Raw genomic sequence first — 17,319 nt, 5'->3', positions numbered from 1 at the left:
GTCAGGCAAGACTCCCCCATCAGGCGAATCTATATCCTTCCTAGTGTTTTCCAAGCAACACAATGTGGCGAAAATGCAACGACAACTGTGGCCTTGTCAACATTGTCAGCTGGGGCGGGAACTACGATAGACGGAAACGCCGAGCTCGCGGATTTTCTTGCGCAACGTATTGCGGTTGAGGCCAAGAAGATCGGCGGCCTTGATCTGGTTGCCGCGGGTTGCCGTCAGAGCCGCGAGAATCAGCGGATATTCGAGTTCGCGCAGCACGCGGTCGTAAAGGCCGGGCGGCGGCAGGCCATCGCCGAAGCTGGCGAAATAATCCCGCATGTTCTCCTCGACAGCCTGCGAAATGGTGAGCGAACCGGTGCGAACCGCCATCTTGTCCAACGGGCTATCGGGAACATCCGACTGTAATTCCTGCTCGATGATTTCGCGGGTGATGACTTCCTGCGGATAAAGCGCCATCAGGCGGCGGATCAGGTTTTCCAACTCGCGGACGTTGCCCGGCCAGGCATAGGCCTTCATGACTTCCAGCGCCTCCGTCTCGAAACGCTTGCCCTCCAGCCCTTCTTTCTCACCCGTCTGGATGAAATGGCGGACGAGATCAGGAATATCCTCGGCACGATCGCGCAGCGGCGGCAGGCGCAACGGCACGACGTTGAGGCGATAATAAAGGTCCTCGCGGAAGAGGCCCTGATTGATCGACTGTTTCAGGTCCTTGTTGGTGGCGGCAACGATGCGGACATCGGTGCGGATCGGCGTGCGCCCGCCCACGGTCGTATATTCGCCCTGCTGCAACACACGCAGCAGACGCGTCTGGGCATCCATCGGCATGTCGCCGATTTCATCTAGGAACAGTGTGCCACCCTCGGCCTGCTCGAAACGGCCGGTGGAACGGTTCTGTGCGCCGGTGAAGGCGCCCTTCTCATGGCCGAACAGTTCCGATTCGATCAGGTCGCGCGGGATGGCGGCCATATTGATGGCGACAAAGGGACCGTTGCGGCGCTTGCCGTAATCATGCAGCGCCCGCGCCACCAGCTCCTTGCCGGTACCGGATTCACCCGTGATCATCAGCGTCAGATCGGTCTGCATCAGGCGCGCGAGAACGCGGTAGATTTCCTGCATCGCTGCGGAGCGGCCGACGAGCGGCATGCCGTCCTGCATGTCGTCATCGAGCTTGGCGGGCTTGCGCTTCGGCTCGGAGAGCGCGCGGCCGATGATGGCGATCAGTTCCGTCAGGTCGAAGGGCTTGGGCAGATAATCATAAGCGCCCTTTTCCGAAGCCTTGATGGCCGTCATGAAGGTGTTCTGCGCGCTCATGACGAGAACCGGCAGGTCCGGGCGGGCCTTCTTGATGCGCGGCAGAAGGTCGAAGGCGTTTTCATCCGGCATCACAACATCGGTCACGACGAGATCGCCCTCACCCGCCGACACCCAGCGCCAAAGCGTTGCGGCATTGGAGGTGATGCGCACGTCATAACCGGCACGGCTGAGCGCCTGGTTCAGCACCGTGCGGATTGCGGCATCATCATCGGCGACGAGGATCGTAGCTGTCATCTGTCATTTCCTGTCGTGTTCGGCAAAGAGCTGTCGTCAAGCGCCACTTCCGGCGAGACGGGCATCAATACGCGGAAAGTCGTGCGGTGGTTCTGGCTGTCGCATTCGACAATGCCGCCATGGGCGCCAATCAGCTTGGCGACAAGCGCCAGGCCGAGGCCCGAACCATTGGTCTTGGTGGTGATGAAGGGATCGAAGAGATGCGGCAGAAGATCGGAAGGGACCCCCGGTCCATTATCATGCACGCAGAATTCAAGCGGCAGCGAGATGCGCTCGCGGCTACCGGCAACCGAAAGCCGAATACCGGGGCGATAGGCGGTCGTCAGCACAACCTCACCATCCGGCTGATTGGCGACTGCCTCGGCTGCATTCTTCACCAGATTGAGGAAGACCTGCACCAGTTGATCGCGATTGGCATAGACCGCCGGCAGCGAGGGATCATAATTCTCCGATATCTTGATGTTGCGGGCAAAACCGGCCTTGGCAATCGCCTTCACGTGATCAAGCACGGAGTGGATATTGACCGGCACGCGGTCGACCGGCCGCTCGTCGGAAAAGATTTCCATACGATCGACCAATGACACGATGCGGTCAGTCTCGTCGCAGATAAGCCTGGTAAGGGCGCGGTCCTCATCAGGCACCGACATTTCCAGCAACTGGGCCGCGCCACGAATACCGGACAGCGGATTCTTGATCTCATGCGCCAGCATCGAGGCAAGGCCGGTAACCGAGCGGGCGGCGGCGCGATGGGTCAGTTGACGGTCGATCTTGTCGGCCATCGACCGTTCCTGGAAGACGACGACAACCGACCCCGGTTCACTGACGACGGGCGCAACGTAGAGATCAACCAGCTTGTCCTGACCGAGGCGTGGCGAACTCAGATCGACGCGATATTCGTTGACCGGCGCACGGCGCTCCCGCACCTGATCGATCAGCGCCAGAAGCGGGCTGCCGAAGGGAATGAAAGTGGAGACGCGATAACGGGCAAGATGGGAGGCGCTCGCCCCGAAAAAGGCTTCGGCTTCCCAATTGGCGAATGAAATGAAACCTTCGCCATCCACCAGAATGACCGGGTTCTGCACTGCGTTCAGAACCGCCATGGCGAGCTGGTTCGCATCTGCCGGGCTGTGTTTATCGGCGCTCATGCGGCCTTCCTTGCGGCTTCTTCGCCCGCATTTTCGCTCAGGGCGGAGCGAAGCAGATCCGCCACCTCCCCCGTGTCACGCGATGTCATGATTTGAGCCTTTTCCGGCGTGGCGATGTCGGGAGCGGAACGGTCGAGATACCAGCCCAGATGTTTACGGGCATGCCGCAGACCGGCTTCCCTTCCATAAAATTCCAGCATCATCTCGTAATGTTCAACGGCGATAGTGGGAATATCGGCGCGTTGCGGCGCTGAATGTCCGGCGAGCACAGCCGGCAGCCAAGGCTGCCCCTGCGCGCCGCGGCCGACCATGACGGCATCCGCACCGGAGCGACGCAGGATTTCGCGCGCATCCTCGGCCGTTTCCACGTCACCATTGGCGATCAGCGGCACGGAAATCACCTCGCGCACGGCGCGGATGGCGTCCCAATCCGCCCGTCCTTCATAAAACTGCATGCGGGTACGACCATGAATGGTGATGAGCTGCACGCCTGCCGCCTCGGCACGGCGGGCAATTTCCGGCGCGTTGATGCTGTTTTCGTCCCAGCCGAGCCGCATCTTCAGCGTTACCGGCACATCAACCGCGCCAACCGTCGCCTCGATCAGCGACAGGGCATGATCGGGATCGCGCATCAAAGCCGAGCCGGAATAACCGCCCGTCACCTTCTTGGCCGGACAACCCATATTGATGTCGATGATGCCAGCACCGTTGTCAGCAGCAATCTTCGCGGCCTCGGCCATAAAATGCGCTTCGCGCCCGGCAAGCTGCACCATATGCGGAACCATGCCGGCATTTTTCAGCCGTGCCCAGGATTCGCCCCTGTTAGCGACGAGTTCGCGGCTGGCGACCATTTCCGTCACGACCAGACCTGCGCCGTAACGCCAGGCCAGCTGCCGGAAAGGCAGATCCGTCACACCTGACATGGGCGCCAGCACCGCACGATTACGGATCGTGACTGAGCCGATGCTGAACGGTTCTGACAACTCCGGAAGAGGCAAATGATGATCTTTCATGCAGAAGGGCTATTTGCATTATTTTTAGACAGTGTTTGTGCGGTTGCCAAGCACTTTTAGAGGGTTGCACCTTTTATTTGCTGGGCGGCTGCCTGCCTGTTTTGCTGTCGGCAGCAATTTGTGCAGGTTCAAAGGCGCGATGACGATCGATCCTGCGACATGCAGGGGCGGATGCGCGTCTTATCGGGCTGGCCATCCGGGTTTTGAAACGCTAGAGCAGGACTGTCAACCGCTAAGGGTTGCACACAAAGCATATGACCAATGCAGGAAAGTACTATGAAATTCGGCATCGTCATCGTCGCCGCCGGACGCGGTGAAAGAGCAGGCTCACCCGAGGAAGGGCCCAAGCAATATCGCCCGATCGGCGGCAGGGCCGTGATCGAGCACACATTGGCGACCTTCCTGCGCTGGAACGACGCCTGCCCGATCGTGGTCGTCAGCCATGCCGACGATGCGGCCCTGCTGTCACCGATCCTTGCGCGGCTTGATGCCGGCGAGCGGATCACCACAGTCACGGGCGGCGCCACACGTCAGCAATCGGTACTGGCCGGGCTTGAGGCACTCTCCTCGCACGGCCTTACCCATGTGATGATCCATGATGCCGTGCGGCCTTTCGTCGCCGCGGACATGCTGGAGCGTATCGCCGCGCTGCACCGGGCGGGCGCGGGTGGCGTTCTGCCTGCCCTGCCCGTCACCGATACGCTGAAGCGCGGCCTGGAGGATCGCGTTGTGGAGACGGTTTCCCGGCAGGGACTGTATGCGGCGCAGACACCGCAAAGTTTCAGCTACAGCGACATTCTTGACGCGCATCGTGCCGCCGCTGCTTCAGGCAAAACGGATTTCACCGATGACGCGTCGATTGCCGAATGGACGGGACTGACCGTGACGCTGACCGAAGGTTCGGTCGACAATGTGAAGCTCACTCTCAAGCGGGATATCGCCATGGCTGACGAAAAGCTCTCCCACGCCTTGCCCGATGTGCGCACCGGCAATGGTTACGACGTGCACCAGCTGGAGGCCGGCGACGGCGTGACGCTCTGCGGCATCTTCATCGAGCACGATCAGCGACTGAAAGGCCATTCGGATGCTGATGTGGCGCTACATGCGCTGACGGATGCCCTGCTCGCCACCTGCGGTGCCGGTGATATCGGCGATCATTTCCCGCCTTCCGACCCGCAATGGAAGGGTGCGGCCTCGCGCATCTTCCTTGAACATGCGGCCAAGGTCGTGCGCGACAATGGCGGCACGATCATGAATGCCGATGTCTCGCTGATCGCCGAAGCGCCACGCATCGGTCCACATCGCCAAGCCATGCGGGAAGCACTTTCGGACATGCTCGGCATTGCGCTGGAGCGCTGCTCGGTGAAGGCGACAACCAATGAGACGATCGGTTTCGTCGGCCGCCGGGAAGGCATCGCGGCCATCGCCACCGCCACCGTCGTCTACCAAGGCAGACCGCTATGAGCCTTTTCCCCGGAGACATCGAAGAACTGGCACGGCGAATCATCACCGATTTCACCCCCCTTGGTCTGATGGTCTCGACGGCGGAAAGCTGCACCGGAGGACTGATCGCCGGCGCGCTGACGGAGATTGCCGGTTCCTCCGCCGTCGTCGACCGTGGTTTTGTCACCTATACCAATGACGCCAAGAGAGACATGCTGGGAGTTGGCACCGAGACTCTGACAACATTTGGTGCGGTCTCCCGGCAGACCGCGCTGCAGATGGCGCATGGCGCCCTCTACCGCTCGCGCGCGAATTTCGCCGTGGCAGTGACCGGCATTGCTGGCCCGGGTGGCGGCTCAGCCGAAAAACCGGTGGGGCTTGTGCATCTGGCCACCAAGGCTCGCAACGGCAACGTCCTGCATCACGAAATGCGTTACGGAGATATCGGCCGTACTGAAATCCGGCTTGCGACGGTCAGGACCGCGCTTGAGATGCTAATTGCCCTCAATCAGGCCGGGTCGGTGTAAATTTTGTCGGCACGGGTCTCGAAGGCTTCCGCAAACATGCGGAACGCCCGGTCGAACATCGAGCCCATCACCGCGCCAAGCAGGCGGTTCTTGAATTCATAATCGATGAAGAAATGAATCGTCGTGCCACCATTTTCGGCGGCTTCGAAACGCCAGCGATTGTCGAGATACCTGAAGGGGCCGTCGATATATTTCACGTCAATGGCGCGCTCGGCCGGGTTCAATAGGACCTGCGTGGTGAAGGTCTCGCGAATGGCCTTGTAACCGACTGTCATATCGGCCACCAGCAGCACCTTGCCATCCCGTTCCTTGCGCGAGCGGACGGAGAGCGCCTCGCAAAGCGGTAGAAACTGCGGATATTTCTCCACATCGGCGACGAGGTCGTACATGCGGTCGGGCGAGTGTTTAACAAGGCGATGCGTTTCGAACTGTGGCATGAACGGCAGTTAATCCTCGACAACAAGAAGATCAAGAAGGCGGCGGATCTGTTTTCGGCTTTTCAGCTGGAATATCGGCACGTTGGGGCCATGAAGCGCAAAACTCTCTTCGAAGACCGGAGTATGGCGGCGTTCGAAATTCCAGATATAACGCAGGAAATCGAGGTCTATTCTTTCAGGGCATCCTGCCGCCATTTCGGGCCGGGCCTTGCCATAACCCTTCACGATCCGGCTGACGGCACCCCACAGGCAAAGCCAGCGCGGCATACGGACCCAGAGGACGATATCCGTTCTTGGCAAACGCAAATCGAAGGATGATGGATTGCTGCCATCCATCAACCATCGGTCTTCAGTGACGACGGCCGCGATCCTCTGACGCTGTTCTTCGCGCGGGCGCAACTGCCAGCCGGGCAACCAGAAAATGTCGCGGTCCATGGAAATATAGCGAAGCCCGAAGGCGGCTGCGAGTTTTTGCGACAGTGTCGATTTTCCACCGCCGGAGCAGCCGACGACCATGATGCGGCGTGCCGACGCTATAATCGCAGCGGCATCCTTGACGTTTTCCAGATAGTTCGGCATCGAATAAACCTCATCCTCGTCGCCGTGGATTATCCAATAAAGCGGGCAATATTCTGCAACGGCACGACGCCAGCGTCCGACGTTACGGAAATTTAACTATTGCAACCCCCTCGCAGGGATTGCTATTTATTTGCGACTAATATTACACCCATGGGATGCAACGGCGCTGGAACCTCCCATTTTCACCGCGCTTATTCATCCTTGGGTTCACACCCGATACATAACCGCTTTGAGCCACTGAGTGAGCCGATGGACGATTTTTCCAACATCATCAACCTTCTCGAATCCGCCAAGCAACTCGCATCGATGAACGAAATGCCGATGCTTGCCTATCTCATCGACGTCGCCAAATGCGAGGCGAGAGAGAACAAGCCGGTTTTGCGAAAGCGCAAACGCGGCGAATCGACCGTCAAGCAAGACTGTTAATTGCCGTTTCCCATAACCGAGCGATAAAGCCGGCTGGCCCAATCTTCAAGACGATGTCATAATCATGCAATGAATCCGGCCGCTTTTTCGAGGCGGCCATTTCTTTGCACACTGGAAACGACAGCGTCATGACAGTCGCATCGGCAGATATCAGAACCTACCGGCAGGAAAGACCCAGGGAACGGCATGGCTTCGTGCAGATCGTTCTTCCGGTCTCCGGCCACCTGCGGATCGATGTGGCCGGACGGCAGGATGAACTCTCCACCGGGCGTGGTGTCTTCATCCATCGCGATGCGCCGCACACGCAGGAAGCGACTGACATCAACCATTCGCTGGTGGTCGATATCGATGAAAGTGTCGTTTCCGAACGCACGCTCGAAAAGTTTGCCCGCACACCCTTTCTCGATATTGCCCCCGACACACGGCAATTGATCACTTATATGCGCGGCGTCATCGGAACGGATGGACGCCGCGACGATGTCACCGGCCTGTGGGCGCCGCTTCTTGTCGACAGCCTCGCCAATGAAAGAGCCGATATCCGCAAGCGCCTGCGCTGGCTTGGCGCGGTCGTCGGGGCGGAGCCGTTCTTCCCCTGGACCATCGACATGCTGGCGGCCTGCGCGTCGATCAGCGAAAGCCGCCTTCATGCGCTGTTTATCGAGGAATTCGGTCTCTCGCCTCACCGCTGGCTGGTCGGGCTGCGCATGGACAAGGTCTGCACGCTGCTTAGAGAATCCAGCCTGCCGATTGCGGAAATCGCGCTCCGGTCCGGTTTTTCCGACCAGACGGCGCTGACGCGCGCACTGCGCAATGCGGTGGGTGAAACGCCGGCCGCCTATCGCCGGAACCGCGGCATTCACTAGACGTGAGCTTTCAGGAGGTCGTCCGTTTATAGCGGATTGAGATGCGTGGGGCTTTACCCCCCTCTGCCCTGCCGGGCATCTCCCCCTCAAGGGGGGAGATCGGCAGGAGGCGCTATCTCCACTTCATTCTCAAGCTTCCAGATGAGCGAGACCTTGCCGCAGATCGATCTCCCCCCTTGAGGGGGAGATGCCCGGCAGGGCAGAGGGGGGTAAGCCACACCCACCCTCAAATCCGCTATAAGCGGACAACCCTTTGAAAACCAACAATCAGAGCGGCGAACAAGTCCTCAGGAGTTTTTGTCAAGACAGCCGCAAAGGGCTGTGGCACATCGCGGACAAGGTGAATGCGGATGTGACATGACATGAACAACAGGACAGGTCTCGGTGTTTTTTACGGCATGCTGGCGGGCGCGCTCTGGGGCGGCATATTCCTCGCACCGAAACTCGTGCCGGATTTTTCCGCGCTGCAACTATCGACGGCGCGTTATCTGACCTACGGGCTGATTTCCCTCATCATCATCGGGCCGCGCCTCAAGCGCGTCTCAGCTCATTTCGGTGCGCGCGAATGGATCGCGCTCGGCTGGCTGAGCATGATCGGCAACATCGCCTATTACGTCTTCATCTCGACAGCGGTGAAGCTGAGCGGCGTCGCTTTCACTTCGATCATCATCGGTTTCCTGCCGGTCGCCGTCACCATCATCGGCAGCCGTGATCATGGCGCAGTGTCGCTGAAGCGGCTCTGGCCATCGCTCGCCTTCGGCGCAATCGGCATTGTCGGTATTTCCTGGCAATCGCTGACGGAAAACGATGCGGGGCTGGATGTCTCGCGTCTCATCGGGCTCGCCTCTGCGCTCGGTGCACTGGCCTCCTGGACGGCGTTCGCGGTCGGCAATGCCCGCTGGCTTTCCCGACTTCACGATGTCAGCGCCGATGACTGGAATATGATGACGGGTGTCGTGACCGGTGGGCTTGCCCTGCTGCTCGCCATTCCGGCCTTCGGCTTTGGCGGAGAAAGCCATAGTTCAGGTGACTGGCTGCATTTCGCCGCCATCGCCGCCGGGCTCGGTTTCACCGCCTCCATTCTCGGCAATGCATTCTGGAACCGCATGAGCCGCATGCTGCCGCTCACCATGGTTGGGCAGATGATCCTGTTCGAGACGCTGTTTGCGCTGCTTTATGGTTTTCTTTGGGAAGGGCACGGGCCGACCTTTGTAGAGATCGTCGCAATCTGCTCGGTGGTGCTGAGCGTCGTCTTGTGTATGAGGGCGCACCGGCCCGAGAAAGTTGTTGTGTAAGTGGGATGAAGGCCGGGAACAGGCGGTTGACCTATTTCACAAGCCGCACCCTCCCACTCACGTCATCCTCGGGCCTGTCCCGAGGATCCAATCACGTTCGTACAATCGATAGATCGCAGATGCTCGGGATAAGCACGAGCACGACGGTGGAGAGAGCATATCGCCCGATCCAGCACTATGTTGCCGAACCCTTGTCCTTACTCAGCAGCAGCCAGCAGCTTCTTCTCGCGGGCCGCACGCAGGCGCTCAAAATCGTCGCCGGCATGGTGGGAAGAACGCGTCAGCGGGCTGGAAGAGACCATCAGGAAGCCCTTGGCATAGGCCACAGTCTCGTAGGACTTGAATTCTTCCGGTGTGACGAAGGCCTCAACCTTGTGGTGTTTGCGGGTCGGCTGCAGATATTGGCCGATGGTCAGGAAATCCACGTCGGCGCTGCGCAGATCGTCCATCAGCTGCAGCACTTCGTTGCGCTCTTCACCCAAGCCGACCATGATGCCGGACTTGGTGAACATGGTGGGGTCCAGTTCCTTGACACGCTGCAAGAGACGCACGGAATGGAAATAACGCGCGCCCGGACGAACCGTGAGGTAATTGCCCGGAACAGTTTCCATGTTGTGGTTGAAGACATCAGGCTTGGCGGCGACGACGCGCTCCAGCGCGCCGGGCTTCTTCAGGAAGTCGGGGGTGAGGATTTCGATGGTCGTCGTCGGAGACGCGGCACGGATCGCCCAGATGACCTTCTCGAAATGTTCAGCACCGCCGTCGGCGAGATCGTCACGGTCAACCGAGGTGATAACGACATGTGAAAGGCCCATCTGCTTGACGGCCTTGGCGACGTTTTCGGGCTCGTCCATGTCAAGCGCATTGGGCTTGCCGGTCGCGACGTTACAGAAGGCGCAGGCACGGGTGCAGATTTCACCCATGATCATGAAGGTCGCGTGTTTCTTTTCCCAGCACTCGCCGATATTCGGACAGCCGGCTTCCTCGCACACCGTTACCAGCTTGTGGCTGCGCACCAGTTCGCGCGTCTCGTGATAACCCTTGGAAGTCGGCGCCTTGACGCGGATCCATTCCGGCTTGCGCATGACCTCGGTATCGGGCCGATGCGCCTTTTCCGGGTGGCGGATGCGCTTTTCGTCGGACGACGTCCTGTCGAGAATAGTGACCATTAAAAACCTGCTTCCATCGCCTGTAGCGATCTAAACACCTGTTGGCCGGATGCTTTAGAACAATTCCAGAAAAAGCGTAAGCCCCTTCCGGTCATGCGGCCCGTTAGCGCCGCACCAGCTTTGCCACAAACAGCAACAGGCTGGCGCCGAGGAAAGACGTGACGAAATAACCGAGCCTGCTGTCCTGCACAAAGACATCGAGGGTGCGAAGGACGGCGACGGCGACAACCGAACCGACAATGCCCAGAATGATGTTCATGAAGATGCCGAAGCGCATATCCATGAGTTTACCCGCAAGCCAGCCGGCGAGACCGCCGATGATGATTGCCGCAATCCAGCCTACACTTTCCATTCCCACGCTCCCTGAAAGAACAGTTCCCTTGAGGAACCGGCGTTGAGACATATGGGACACCCGGCAAGGTTAGACAATGCCGGGCATCACGGGACACTTATGCGTTCAGCACACGTCCGTAAGCGTCGAGCACGCTTTCCTTCATTGATTCCGAAATGGTCGGATGCGGGAAGATCGTGTGCATCAAATCTTCTTCCGTCGTCTCGAGGTTCATGGCAACGACGAAGCCCTGAATGAGTTCGGTCACTTCCGCACCGACCATATGGGCACCGAGCAGTTCGCCGGTCTTCTTGTCGAAGATGGTCTTGACCATGCCCTGGTCTTCACCGAGCGCAACCGCCTTGCCGTTCGCCGCAAAGGAGAAACGGCCGACGCGGATGTCGCGGCCCTGTTCCTTGGCCTTGGCTTCGGTCAAACCAACCGAGGCGACCTGCGGGTTGCAATAGGTGCAGCCGGGGATCTTGAGCTTGTCCATCGGATGGACATTCGGCAGACCAGCGATCTTTTCAACGCAGATGACGGCCTCGTGCTCGGCCTTATGGGCGAGCAGCGGCGGGCCGGCGACATCGCCGATGGCGTAAATACCAGGCACGTTGGTTTTGCCGTAACCGTCAATGATGATGAAACCGCGATCGGTCTTCACGCCGGCGGCCTCAAGGCCGATGCCTTCGACATTCGCCACGACGCCGACAGCCGAAATCATCCGGTCAGCGATGATCTTCTCGGACGAACCGTCCTTCTTCTCCAACGTCGCGGTAACGGAATTCGCGGCCTTCTCGACCTTGGAAACCTTGGTCTCCAGATGAATCTTGATACCCTGCTTTTCCAGCTGCTTCTTGGCAAAGGCAGAGATTTCCGCATCTTCGACCGGCATGACCTGGCTCATGATCTCGACGACGGTAACATCGACGCCCATGGTGCGGTAGAAGCTGGCGAATTCGATGCCGATGGCGCCCGAACCCATGACGAGCAGCGACTTCGGCAGCTCTTCCGGCTTCATCGCCTCGAAATAGGTCCAGATCAGCTTGCCGTCCGGCTCGATGCCCGGAAGCGCGCGCGGGCGGGCGCCTGTTGCGACGATGATGTGCTTGGCGGTGTAAGTGCCCTCGCCCAGCGTGTTCTTCGGAACCGGACCCTGCGGCTGAACCACCGGCTTGGTGGACTTGCCGACAACGATTTCGCCGGGCTTGGTGATTTTCGCTTCACCCCAGATGATATCGACCTTGTTCTTCTTGAACAGGAAACCGACGCCGTTGTTCATGCGCGCAGCAATGCCGCGCGAGCGCGCCACGATTGCCTTCACGTCAGGCTTGATCGAACCTTCCAGCGTCAGGCCGTAATCCTTGGCGTGGGTGGCGGTGTGCATGACATCGGCGGTGCGCAGCAGGGCCTTGGTAGGAATGCAGCCCCAGTTGGAGCAGATGCCCGCCAGATGTTCGCGCTCGACGACGGCAACCTTCATGCCGAGCTGGGCTGCGCGGATCGCGGCAATATAACCGCCCGGTCCCGAACCGATGATGATGACGTCATAAGATTGAGCCATTGGAAATCCTGCCTTGTCTTGTTCGGATGATGGTAAACCGTCCCGAAACGAGAATGAGTGTCAAAGTCCGAGCATCATGCGGACGACGGGCTCCAGCCCGCGGCCGATGGCCCGTGTGTTTTCAGCATCGAGATGAACGCCGTCCACCGGCGTCGTGCGGGCAACCGACCCGGCATCGAAAAAGCCGCAATCGAGTTCATCGGCAAGGTCCCTGTAGACGGAAGCCAGCATCGCCGATTCGTCGATAGCATCACGAAAGATCGCGCCCATGAACGGATTGGCCGTTTCGCATAGTTGCGGCGGCGCGACGATCAGAACGTCAGGTGCTTCCCAGTCCGACACCTGCCAGACGTGGTTGCGCGTGAGTTTCACCAGCCGCTCGACACCCTTCATGGCGACAATGGCCGAACCATGGATCGCCGGCTTCATGTCGTTGGTGCCGAGCATGATGATAACCATATCCAGCGGCGCGTGGCTATGCAGCAGCGTCGGCAAAAGCCTTGCGCCATTGCGGTCGCAATCGCCGGTGTGGTCGTCATAAGCGGTGGTGCGACCGCCCAGACCCTCGTGGATCACATGCACGTCGGAACCGAGCGCCTTCTGCAAGACGCTCGGCCAAAGATCGTCATGGCTGTGCCGGCCACCCGTTTCCGCATTTGATCCCCATGTGAGAGAATCGCCAAAGCAGAGGACCGACTTCACCATATTATTCTCCGATCAAACCAGCATGCCCATCGGGTTTTCGATGTAGCGCTTGAACGCGCCGATCAGTTCGGCTCCGAGCGCGCCATCGACGCAGCGATGGTCGGTGGAAAGCGTGACCGTCATGACGTTGGCGATCTTGATCTCGCCGTTCTTCACGACGGCACGCTGTTCGCCCGCACCGACAGCCAGAATGGTGGCGTGCGGCGGGTTGATGACGGCGGAGAAGCTTTTCACGCCCATCATGCCCATGTTGGACACGGCAGTCGTACCGCCCTGATATTCCTCGGGCTTCAGCTTGCGCTCTTTCGCGCGCTTGCCGTAGTCCTTCATCTCGTTGGAGATGGTGGAGAGCGACTTTTCTTCCGCTTTGCGGATGATCGGCGTGATCAGGCCACCCGGAATGGAAACGGCAACGCCGACATCCGCGTGCTTGTGCTTGACCATGGCGCTTTCCGTCCAGGAGACGTTGGCGTCAGGAACGTCACGCAGCGCCAGCGCCAGCGCCTTGATGACCATGTCGTTGACCGACAGCTTGTAGACCGGCTTGCCGTCCTTTTCGGGAGCAGCGGCGTTGAGCTGGGCGCGCAGCGCCAGAAGCGTATCCAGTTCGCAATCCACGGAAACGTAGAAATGCGGAACCGTCTGCTTGGATTCGACCAGACGCTTGGCGATGACCTTGCGCATGCCGTCATGCGGCACAAGCTCGTAGGAGCCCTGTTCGAACAGCTTGAGAACGGCTTCGTCGGACTGGCCCTTGGCGAGTGCCGGGGCCGGTGCGCCTGCGGATGCAGCAGCGGCGGGAGCAGCCTTTGCACCGCCGGAAGCGGCAGCCTTTTCCACATCGGTCTTGACGATACGGCCATGCGGGCCGGAACCGGAGACGGCCGAAAGGTCGAGACCGGCTTCCTTGGCAAGACGGCGGGCAAGTGGCGATGCGAAAATGCGCTCGCCGGACTTGGCAACCGGGGCCGGTGTGGAAGATGCGGCCGCCTGATCGGCTACCGGCTTTTCAGCCTTGACTGGAGCAGCTTCTTCCTTCGGCGCTTCAGCCTTTGCGGCTTCCGGCTTGGGAGCTTCCGCCTTGGCAGGAACGGCATCGCCGCCCTTCGCCGCCTCGGCCACATCTTCTCCTTCTGCTGCGAGGATCGCGATCAGGGCGTTGACCTTGACGGCTTCGGTGCCGGCCGGAACAACCAGCTTGGCGACGGTGCCTTCATCGACGGCTTCCACTTCCATGGTCGCCTTGTCGGTCTCGATCTCGGCGATCACGTCACCGGGGGCGACCTTGTCGCCTTCCTTGACCAGCCACTTGGTCAGATTGCCCTCTTCCATCGTCGGGGAAAGGGCAGGCATGGTAATGTTGATAGGCATGACTAGTCCCCCCAAACGAGATTATATTGTTCCAGCTCTTCAGGATGCTCCGCCAGCCGATCCAGCTGCGATGGCGAGACTTCGATATATCCGGCGACATCGTTCAGCCATTCGCTCACGGCGCCGATGACGCCGATATACTCGCGCGGGACACCGGCAATCACATCGCCTTCACCGTCATTGATAACAGCCCAAAAGACAACGCGCTCGAACTGAGGAGCCGCCTTGGAACCTAGAACACGATACCAATTTTCAGTTGCGGGGAGGATTTGTTTTATTTTACTCAAATTCACCTCCCCTTACTTGTAGCAGACGGTTTTGACAGCCTGAACGACTTCGTCAACATTCGGCAGAGCCAACTTTTCGAGGTTTGCCGCGTAAGGCATCGGAACGTCCTTGCCGGCAATCGTGAGGATCGGCGCATCGAGATAGTCGAAGGCGGCGCGCATGACCTGGTTGGCGATGAAGTCACCGACCGATGACTGCGGGAAACCTTCCTCGACGGTCACCAGACGGCCGGTCTTCTTGACCGATTCGATGACGGTGGGCAGGTCCATCGGACGGATGGTGCGCAGATCGATCAGTTCGACGTCGATGCCGAGCTTCTCGAGTTCCGCAACCGCCTTGATCGCATAGGTCATGCCGATACCGAAGGAAACGATGGTCGCATCCTTGCCCTTGCGGTGAATGCGCGCCTTGCCGATCGGCAGCACGAAATCATCGAGCTTCGGCACTTCGAAGCTCTGGCCATAGAGAATTTCATTCTCAAGGAAGATGACGGGGTTCGGATCGCGGATAGCCGCCTTCAAGAGACCCTTCGCGTCGGCTGCCGTGTAAGGCATGACCACCTTGAGGCCCGGAATATGGCTGTACCATGCGGCGTAACATTGCGAATGCTGCGCGCCAACGCGGGCAGCAGCACCCGAGGGACCACGGAACACCATCGGTGCACCCATCTGGCCACCCGACATGTAAAGCGTCTTTGCCGCCGAGTTGACGATCTGGTCAATCGCCTGCATGGCGAAATTGAAGGTCATGAATTCGACGATGGGCTTGAGGCCCGTCATCGCAGCGCCGACGCCGATACCGGCAAAACCGTGCTCGGTGATCGGGGTATCGATGACGCGGCGCTCGCCGAACTCCTGCAACAGGCCTTGGGTGATCTTGTAGGCGCCCTGATATTCGGCGACTTCTTCACCCATGACGAAGACTTTTTCGTCGGCGCGCATTTCTTCGGCCATGGCGTCACGCAGCGCTTCACGCACCGTCGTCATCACCATTTCCGTGCCTTCAGGAATATCGGGATCGGCAGCAACTTCGATCTTGGGTGCTGCCGGAACCTTAGCGGCTTCCTTGGCAGCGCTCGGCTCTTCGGCCGCTTCGCGGGTCTTGCCGCCGGCGGCGTCCGAACCGGAATTTGCAGCTTCTGCCTTCGGTTCTTCCTTCTTGGCAGAGGAAGAGATGTCGTCGGCGCTTTCGCCTTCCTGGATCAGAACGGCGATCGGCGTATTGACCTTGACGCCTTCGGTGCCGGCGTCGATCAGCAGCTTGCCGATCACGCCCTCGTCCACGGCTTCCACTTCCATGGTCGCCTTGTCGGTCTCGATCTCGGCAATCACGTCGCCGGAGGTGACCTTGTCGCCTTCCTTTTTAAGCCATTTGGAAAGCGTGCCTTCCTCCATGGTCGGGGAAAGGGCGGGCATAAGAATTTCTACAGGCATGGGTTTCCCTTTCCCGATCAGAGCAGAATGTCGGTGTAGAGCTCGGATACATCCGGCTCGGGGTCGTTCTGGGCGAAGTCGGCGCTGTCGGCGACGATATCACGGACATCCTTGTCGATGGCCTTCAATTCGTCTTCGCTTGCCCAACCATGGTCCAGAAGCCGTGCCTTGACCTGTTCGATCGGGTCATGTTCGGAGCGCATCTTCTGCACTTCATCCTTGGAGCGGTATTTCGCCGGGTCCGACATGGAGTGGCCACGGTAACGGTAGGTCAGCATTTCCAGAATGATCGGGCCCTTGCCGGAACGGCAATGCTCCAGCGCCTGGTCAGCGGCAGCCTTCACGGCGCGCACATCCATGCCATCCACCTGAACGCCGGGGATGCCGAAGGACTGGCCGCGCAGCGAGTAGTTCGACTGGGCGGTGGCGCGGGCGGTCGAGGTGCCCATGGCGTAACGGTTATTCTCGACGATATAGATGATCGGCAACTTCCAGAGAGCAGCCATGTTGAAGCTCTCGTAGACCTGGCCCTGGTTGGCGGCGCCGTCACCAAAATAGGTCACGGAGACATTGTCATTGCCGCGATAGCGGTTGGCGAAGGCGAGACCGGTTCCAAGCGAAACCTGCGCACCAACGATGCCGTGGCCGCCGTAAAAATGCTTCTCCTTGGAGAACATGTGCATGGAGCCGCCCTTGCCTTTCGACAGGCCGCCCTTGCGACCGGTCAACTCGGCCATGACGCCACGCGCGCTCATGCCCAAAGCAAGCATGTGGCCATGGTCACGGTAAGCGGTGATGACCTGATCGCCTTCCTTCTGTGACATCTGCATGCCGACAACAACGGCTTCCTGGCCGATGTAGAGGTGACAGAAACCACCTATAAAGCCCATACCGTAAAGCTGGCCTGCCTTTTCCTCGAAACGGCGGATCAAAAGCATTTCACGATAGGCGTGAAGCTCTTCGTCCTTCGAAAAGTCCGGGCTGTTCTTACCGGTGAATTCGGTTGCAGCCTTTGCCGTTGTCTTGCGGCCGGATACGGTCGCTGGTTTTCGCGGCGCCATTCATCCCTCCCTGAGTTGCCGTTTGAATGGATAGATTGGCGCGTACCATATGCAAGAAAATGCCATGCAGCAATGCTTTAAACGCATGGCACATATTCACGCTAAGATGCTG

At 59.4% G+C, this 17,319-nt stretch carries 18 protein-coding genes; 5 read left to right on the top strand and 13 right to left on the bottom strand.

What is annotated here, in order from left to right; translation table 11 throughout:
- Positions 1 to 105 precede the first annotated feature (105 nt).
- From ntrC to dusB, 3 genes are read right to left on the bottom strand one after another with little or no spacing between them, the layout of a single operon-like run.
- On the bottom strand, positions 106 to 1,557 hold the full coding sequence (gene ntrC / locus ATU_RS07125; protein ID WP_004441656.1) for a nitrogen regulation protein NR(I): 1,452 nt from the start codon (positions 1,555 to 1,557) through the stop codon (positions 106 to 108).
- Positions 1,554 to 2,702 (bottom strand): two-component system sensor histidine kinase NtrB, encoded by a 1,149-nt coding sequence (locus ATU_RS07120; protein ID WP_006315358.1) that lies wholly within the window; start codon positions 2,700 to 2,702, stop codon positions 1,554 to 1,556. The genes ntrC and ATU_RS07120 overlap by 4 nt, the downstream gene beginning before the upstream one ends.
- The gene (gene dusB, locus ATU_RS07115) at positions 2,699 to 3,715 is read right to left on the bottom strand and encodes a tRNA dihydrouridine synthase DusB (RefSeq protein ID WP_010971627.1); all 1,017 of its coding nucleotides are present in this window, start codon (positions 3,713 to 3,715) and stop codon (positions 2,699 to 2,701) included. The genes ATU_RS07120 and dusB overlap by 4 nt, the downstream gene beginning before the upstream one ends.
- Before the next feature lie 276 nt (positions 3,716 to 3,991).
- Between dusB and ATU_RS07110 the strand changes: the two genes are divergently transcribed.
- Positions 3,992 to 5,179: a bifunctional 2-C-methyl-D-erythritol 4-phosphate cytidylyltransferase/2-C-methyl-D-erythritol 2,4-cyclodiphosphate synthase gene (locus tag ATU_RS07110; protein WP_010971626.1), complete on the top strand. Its 1,188-nt coding sequence runs from the start codon at positions 3,992 to 3,994 to the stop codon at positions 5,177 to 5,179.
- Positions 5,176 to 5,685 (top strand): CinA family protein, encoded by a 510-nt coding sequence (locus tag ATU_RS07105; RefSeq protein WP_010971625.1) that lies wholly within the window; start codon positions 5,176 to 5,178, stop codon positions 5,683 to 5,685. The genes ATU_RS07110 and ATU_RS07105 overlap by 4 nt, the downstream gene beginning before the upstream one ends.
- On the opposite strand, the gene ATU_RS07100 is transcribed toward ATU_RS07105, so the two are convergent.
- The gene (locus ATU_RS07100) at positions 5,667 to 6,122 is read right to left on the bottom strand and encodes a type II toxin-antitoxin system RatA family toxin (protein WP_006315362.1); all 456 of its coding nucleotides are present in this window, start codon (positions 6,120 to 6,122) and stop codon (positions 5,667 to 5,669) included. The genes ATU_RS07105 and ATU_RS07100 overlap by 19 nt on opposite strands.
- Before the next feature lie 9 nt (positions 6,123 to 6,131).
- Positions 6,132 to 6,701: a P-loop NTPase family protein gene (locus tag ATU_RS07095; RefSeq protein WP_010971624.1), complete on the bottom strand. Its 570-nt coding sequence runs from the start codon at positions 6,699 to 6,701 to the stop codon at positions 6,132 to 6,134.
- A 249-nt stretch (positions 6,702 to 6,950) separates the two neighbouring features.
- Between ATU_RS07095 and ATU_RS26540 the strand changes: the two genes are divergently transcribed.
- The 3 genes from ATU_RS26540 to ATU_RS07085 all read left to right on the top strand — a co-directional run bounded on the left by ATU_RS26540 (position 6,951) and on the right by ATU_RS07085 (position 9,285).
- Positions 6,951 to 7,127, top strand: a complete 177-nt coding sequence (locus tag ATU_RS26540; RefSeq protein ID WP_162854806.1) for a hypothetical protein — start codon at positions 6,951 to 6,953, stop codon at positions 7,125 to 7,127.
- Positions 7,128 to 7,255: 128 nt separating this feature from the next.
- Positions 7,256 to 7,990 (top strand): helix-turn-helix transcriptional regulator, encoded by a 735-nt coding sequence (locus ATU_RS07090; protein ID WP_010971622.1) that lies wholly within the window; start codon positions 7,256 to 7,258, stop codon positions 7,988 to 7,990.
- Between the two features lie 362 nt (positions 7,991 to 8,352).
- Positions 8,353 to 9,285, top strand: coding sequence for a DMT family transporter (locus ATU_RS07085; RefSeq protein WP_010971621.1), 933 nt, complete (start codon positions 8,353 to 8,355; stop codon positions 9,283 to 9,285).
- Between the two features lie 197 nt (positions 9,286 to 9,482).
- Here ATU_RS07085 and lipA read toward each other — a convergent pair whose 3' ends face one another.
- The 8 genes from lipA to pdhA all read right to left on the bottom strand — a co-directional run bounded on the left by lipA (position 9,483) and on the right by pdhA (position 17,207).
- Positions 9,483 to 10,454 carry a lipoyl synthase gene (gene lipA, locus ATU_RS07080; protein WP_010971620.1) on the bottom strand — a complete coding sequence of 324 codons (972 nt, stop codon included), beginning with the start codon at positions 10,452 to 10,454 and terminating at the stop codon, positions 9,483 to 9,485.
- Between the two features lie 103 nt (positions 10,455 to 10,557).
- Positions 10,558 to 10,806, bottom strand: coding sequence for a GlsB/YeaQ/YmgE family stress response membrane protein (locus ATU_RS07075; RefSeq protein WP_006312479.1), 249 nt, complete (start codon positions 10,804 to 10,806; stop codon positions 10,558 to 10,560).
- A gap of 97 nt (positions 10,807 to 10,903) precedes the next feature.
- Positions 10,904 to 12,349 (bottom strand): dihydrolipoyl dehydrogenase, encoded by a 1,446-nt coding sequence (lpdA, locus tag ATU_RS07070; protein ID WP_006312480.1) that lies wholly within the window; start codon positions 12,347 to 12,349, stop codon positions 10,904 to 10,906.
- A 60-nt stretch (positions 12,350 to 12,409) separates the two neighbouring features.
- Positions 12,410 to 13,054 carry an SGNH/GDSL hydrolase family protein gene (locus ATU_RS07065; protein WP_006312481.1) on the bottom strand — a complete coding sequence of 215 codons (645 nt, stop codon included), beginning with the start codon at positions 13,052 to 13,054 and terminating at the stop codon, positions 12,410 to 12,412.
- A gap of 12 nt (positions 13,055 to 13,066) precedes the next feature.
- A complete protein-coding gene (locus tag ATU_RS07060; protein ID WP_035256626.1) occupies positions 13,067 to 14,425 on the bottom strand; it encodes a pyruvate dehydrogenase complex dihydrolipoamide acetyltransferase in 1,359 nt (452 codons plus the stop codon).
- A 2-nt stretch (positions 14,426 to 14,427) separates the two neighbouring features.
- A complete protein-coding gene (locus tag ATU_RS07055) occupies positions 14,428 to 14,712 on the bottom strand; it encodes a hypothetical protein (protein WP_162180301.1) in 285 nt (94 codons plus the stop codon).
- Between the two features lie 12 nt (positions 14,713 to 14,724).
- Positions 14,725 to 16,146 (bottom strand): pyruvate dehydrogenase complex E1 component subunit beta, encoded by a 1,422-nt coding sequence (locus tag ATU_RS07050; protein ID WP_006312484.1) that lies wholly within the window; start codon positions 16,144 to 16,146, stop codon positions 14,725 to 14,727.
- 17 nt (positions 16,147 to 16,163) lie between these two features.
- Positions 16,164 to 17,207 (bottom strand): pyruvate dehydrogenase (acetyl-transferring) E1 component subunit alpha, encoded by a 1,044-nt coding sequence (gene pdhA / locus ATU_RS07045; protein WP_035256624.1) that lies wholly within the window; start codon positions 17,205 to 17,207, stop codon positions 16,164 to 16,166.
- Positions 17,208 to 17,319: the final 112 nt, after the last annotated feature.

Origin of the sequence: Agrobacterium fabrum str. C58 (genome assembly GCF_000092025.1) — a bacterium.
In the GTDB taxonomy this organism is placed as follows: Bacteria; Pseudomonadota; Alphaproteobacteria; order Rhizobiales; family Rhizobiaceae; genus Agrobacterium; species Agrobacterium fabrum.
This window is presented reverse-complemented; position numbering and strand designations above follow the sequence as displayed.

Coding starts and splice junctions, on each gene's coding strand:
- ATU_RS07095 (WP_010971624.1), bottom strand. CDS start 6,701: ATGCCGAACTATCTGGAAAACGTCAAGGATGCCGCTGCGATTATAGCG.
- ATU_RS07120 (WP_006315358.1), bottom strand. CDS start 2,702: ATGAGCGCCGATAAACACAGCCCGGCAGATGCGAACCAGCTCGCCATG.
- ATU_RS07105 (WP_010971625.1), top strand. CDS start 5,176: ATGAGCCTTTTCCCCGGAGACATCGAAGAACTGGCACGGCGAATCATC.
- ATU_RS07075 (WP_006312479.1), bottom strand. CDS start 10,806: ATGGAAAGTGTAGGCTGGATTGCGGCAATCATCATCGGCGGTCTCGCC.
- lpdA (WP_006312480.1), bottom strand. CDS start 12,349: ATGGCTCAATCTTATGACGTCATCATCATCGGTTCGGGACCGGGCGGT.
- ntrC (WP_004441656.1), bottom strand. CDS start 1,557: ATGACAGCTACGATCCTCGTCGCCGATGATGATGCCGCAATCCGCACG.
- ATU_RS07060 (WP_035256626.1), bottom strand. CDS start 14,425: ATGCCTATCAACATTACCATGCCTGCCCTTTCCCCGACGATGGAAGAG.
- pdhA (WP_035256624.1), bottom strand. CDS start 17,207: ATGGCGCCGCGAAAACCAGCGACCGTATCCGGCCGCAAGACAACGGCA.
- ATU_RS07090 (WP_010971622.1), top strand. CDS start 7,256: ATGACAGTCGCATCGGCAGATATCAGAACCTACCGGCAGGAAAGACCC.
- lipA (WP_010971620.1), bottom strand. CDS start 10,454: ATGGTCACTATTCTCGACAGGACGTCGTCCGACGAAAAGCGCATCCGC.
- ATU_RS07100 (WP_006315362.1), bottom strand. CDS start 6,122: ATGCCACAGTTCGAAACGCATCGCCTTGTTAAACACTCGCCCGACCGC.
- ATU_RS07065 (WP_006312481.1), bottom strand. CDS start 13,054: ATGGTGAAGTCGGTCCTCTGCTTTGGCGATTCTCTCACATGGGGATCA.
- dusB (WP_010971627.1), bottom strand. CDS start 3,715: ATGAAAGATCATCATTTGCCTCTTCCGGAGTTGTCAGAACCGTTCAGC.
- ATU_RS26540 (WP_162854806.1), top strand. CDS start 6,951: ATGGACGATTTTTCCAACATCATCAACCTTCTCGAATCCGCCAAGCAA.
- ATU_RS07110 (WP_010971626.1), top strand. CDS start 3,992: ATGAAATTCGGCATCGTCATCGTCGCCGCCGGACGCGGTGAAAGAGCA.
- ATU_RS07085 (WP_010971621.1), top strand. CDS start 8,353: ATGAACAACAGGACAGGTCTCGGTGTTTTTTACGGCATGCTGGCGGGC.
- ATU_RS07050 (WP_006312484.1), bottom strand. CDS start 16,146: ATGCCTGTAGAAATTCTTATGCCCGCCCTTTCCCCGACCATGGAGGAA.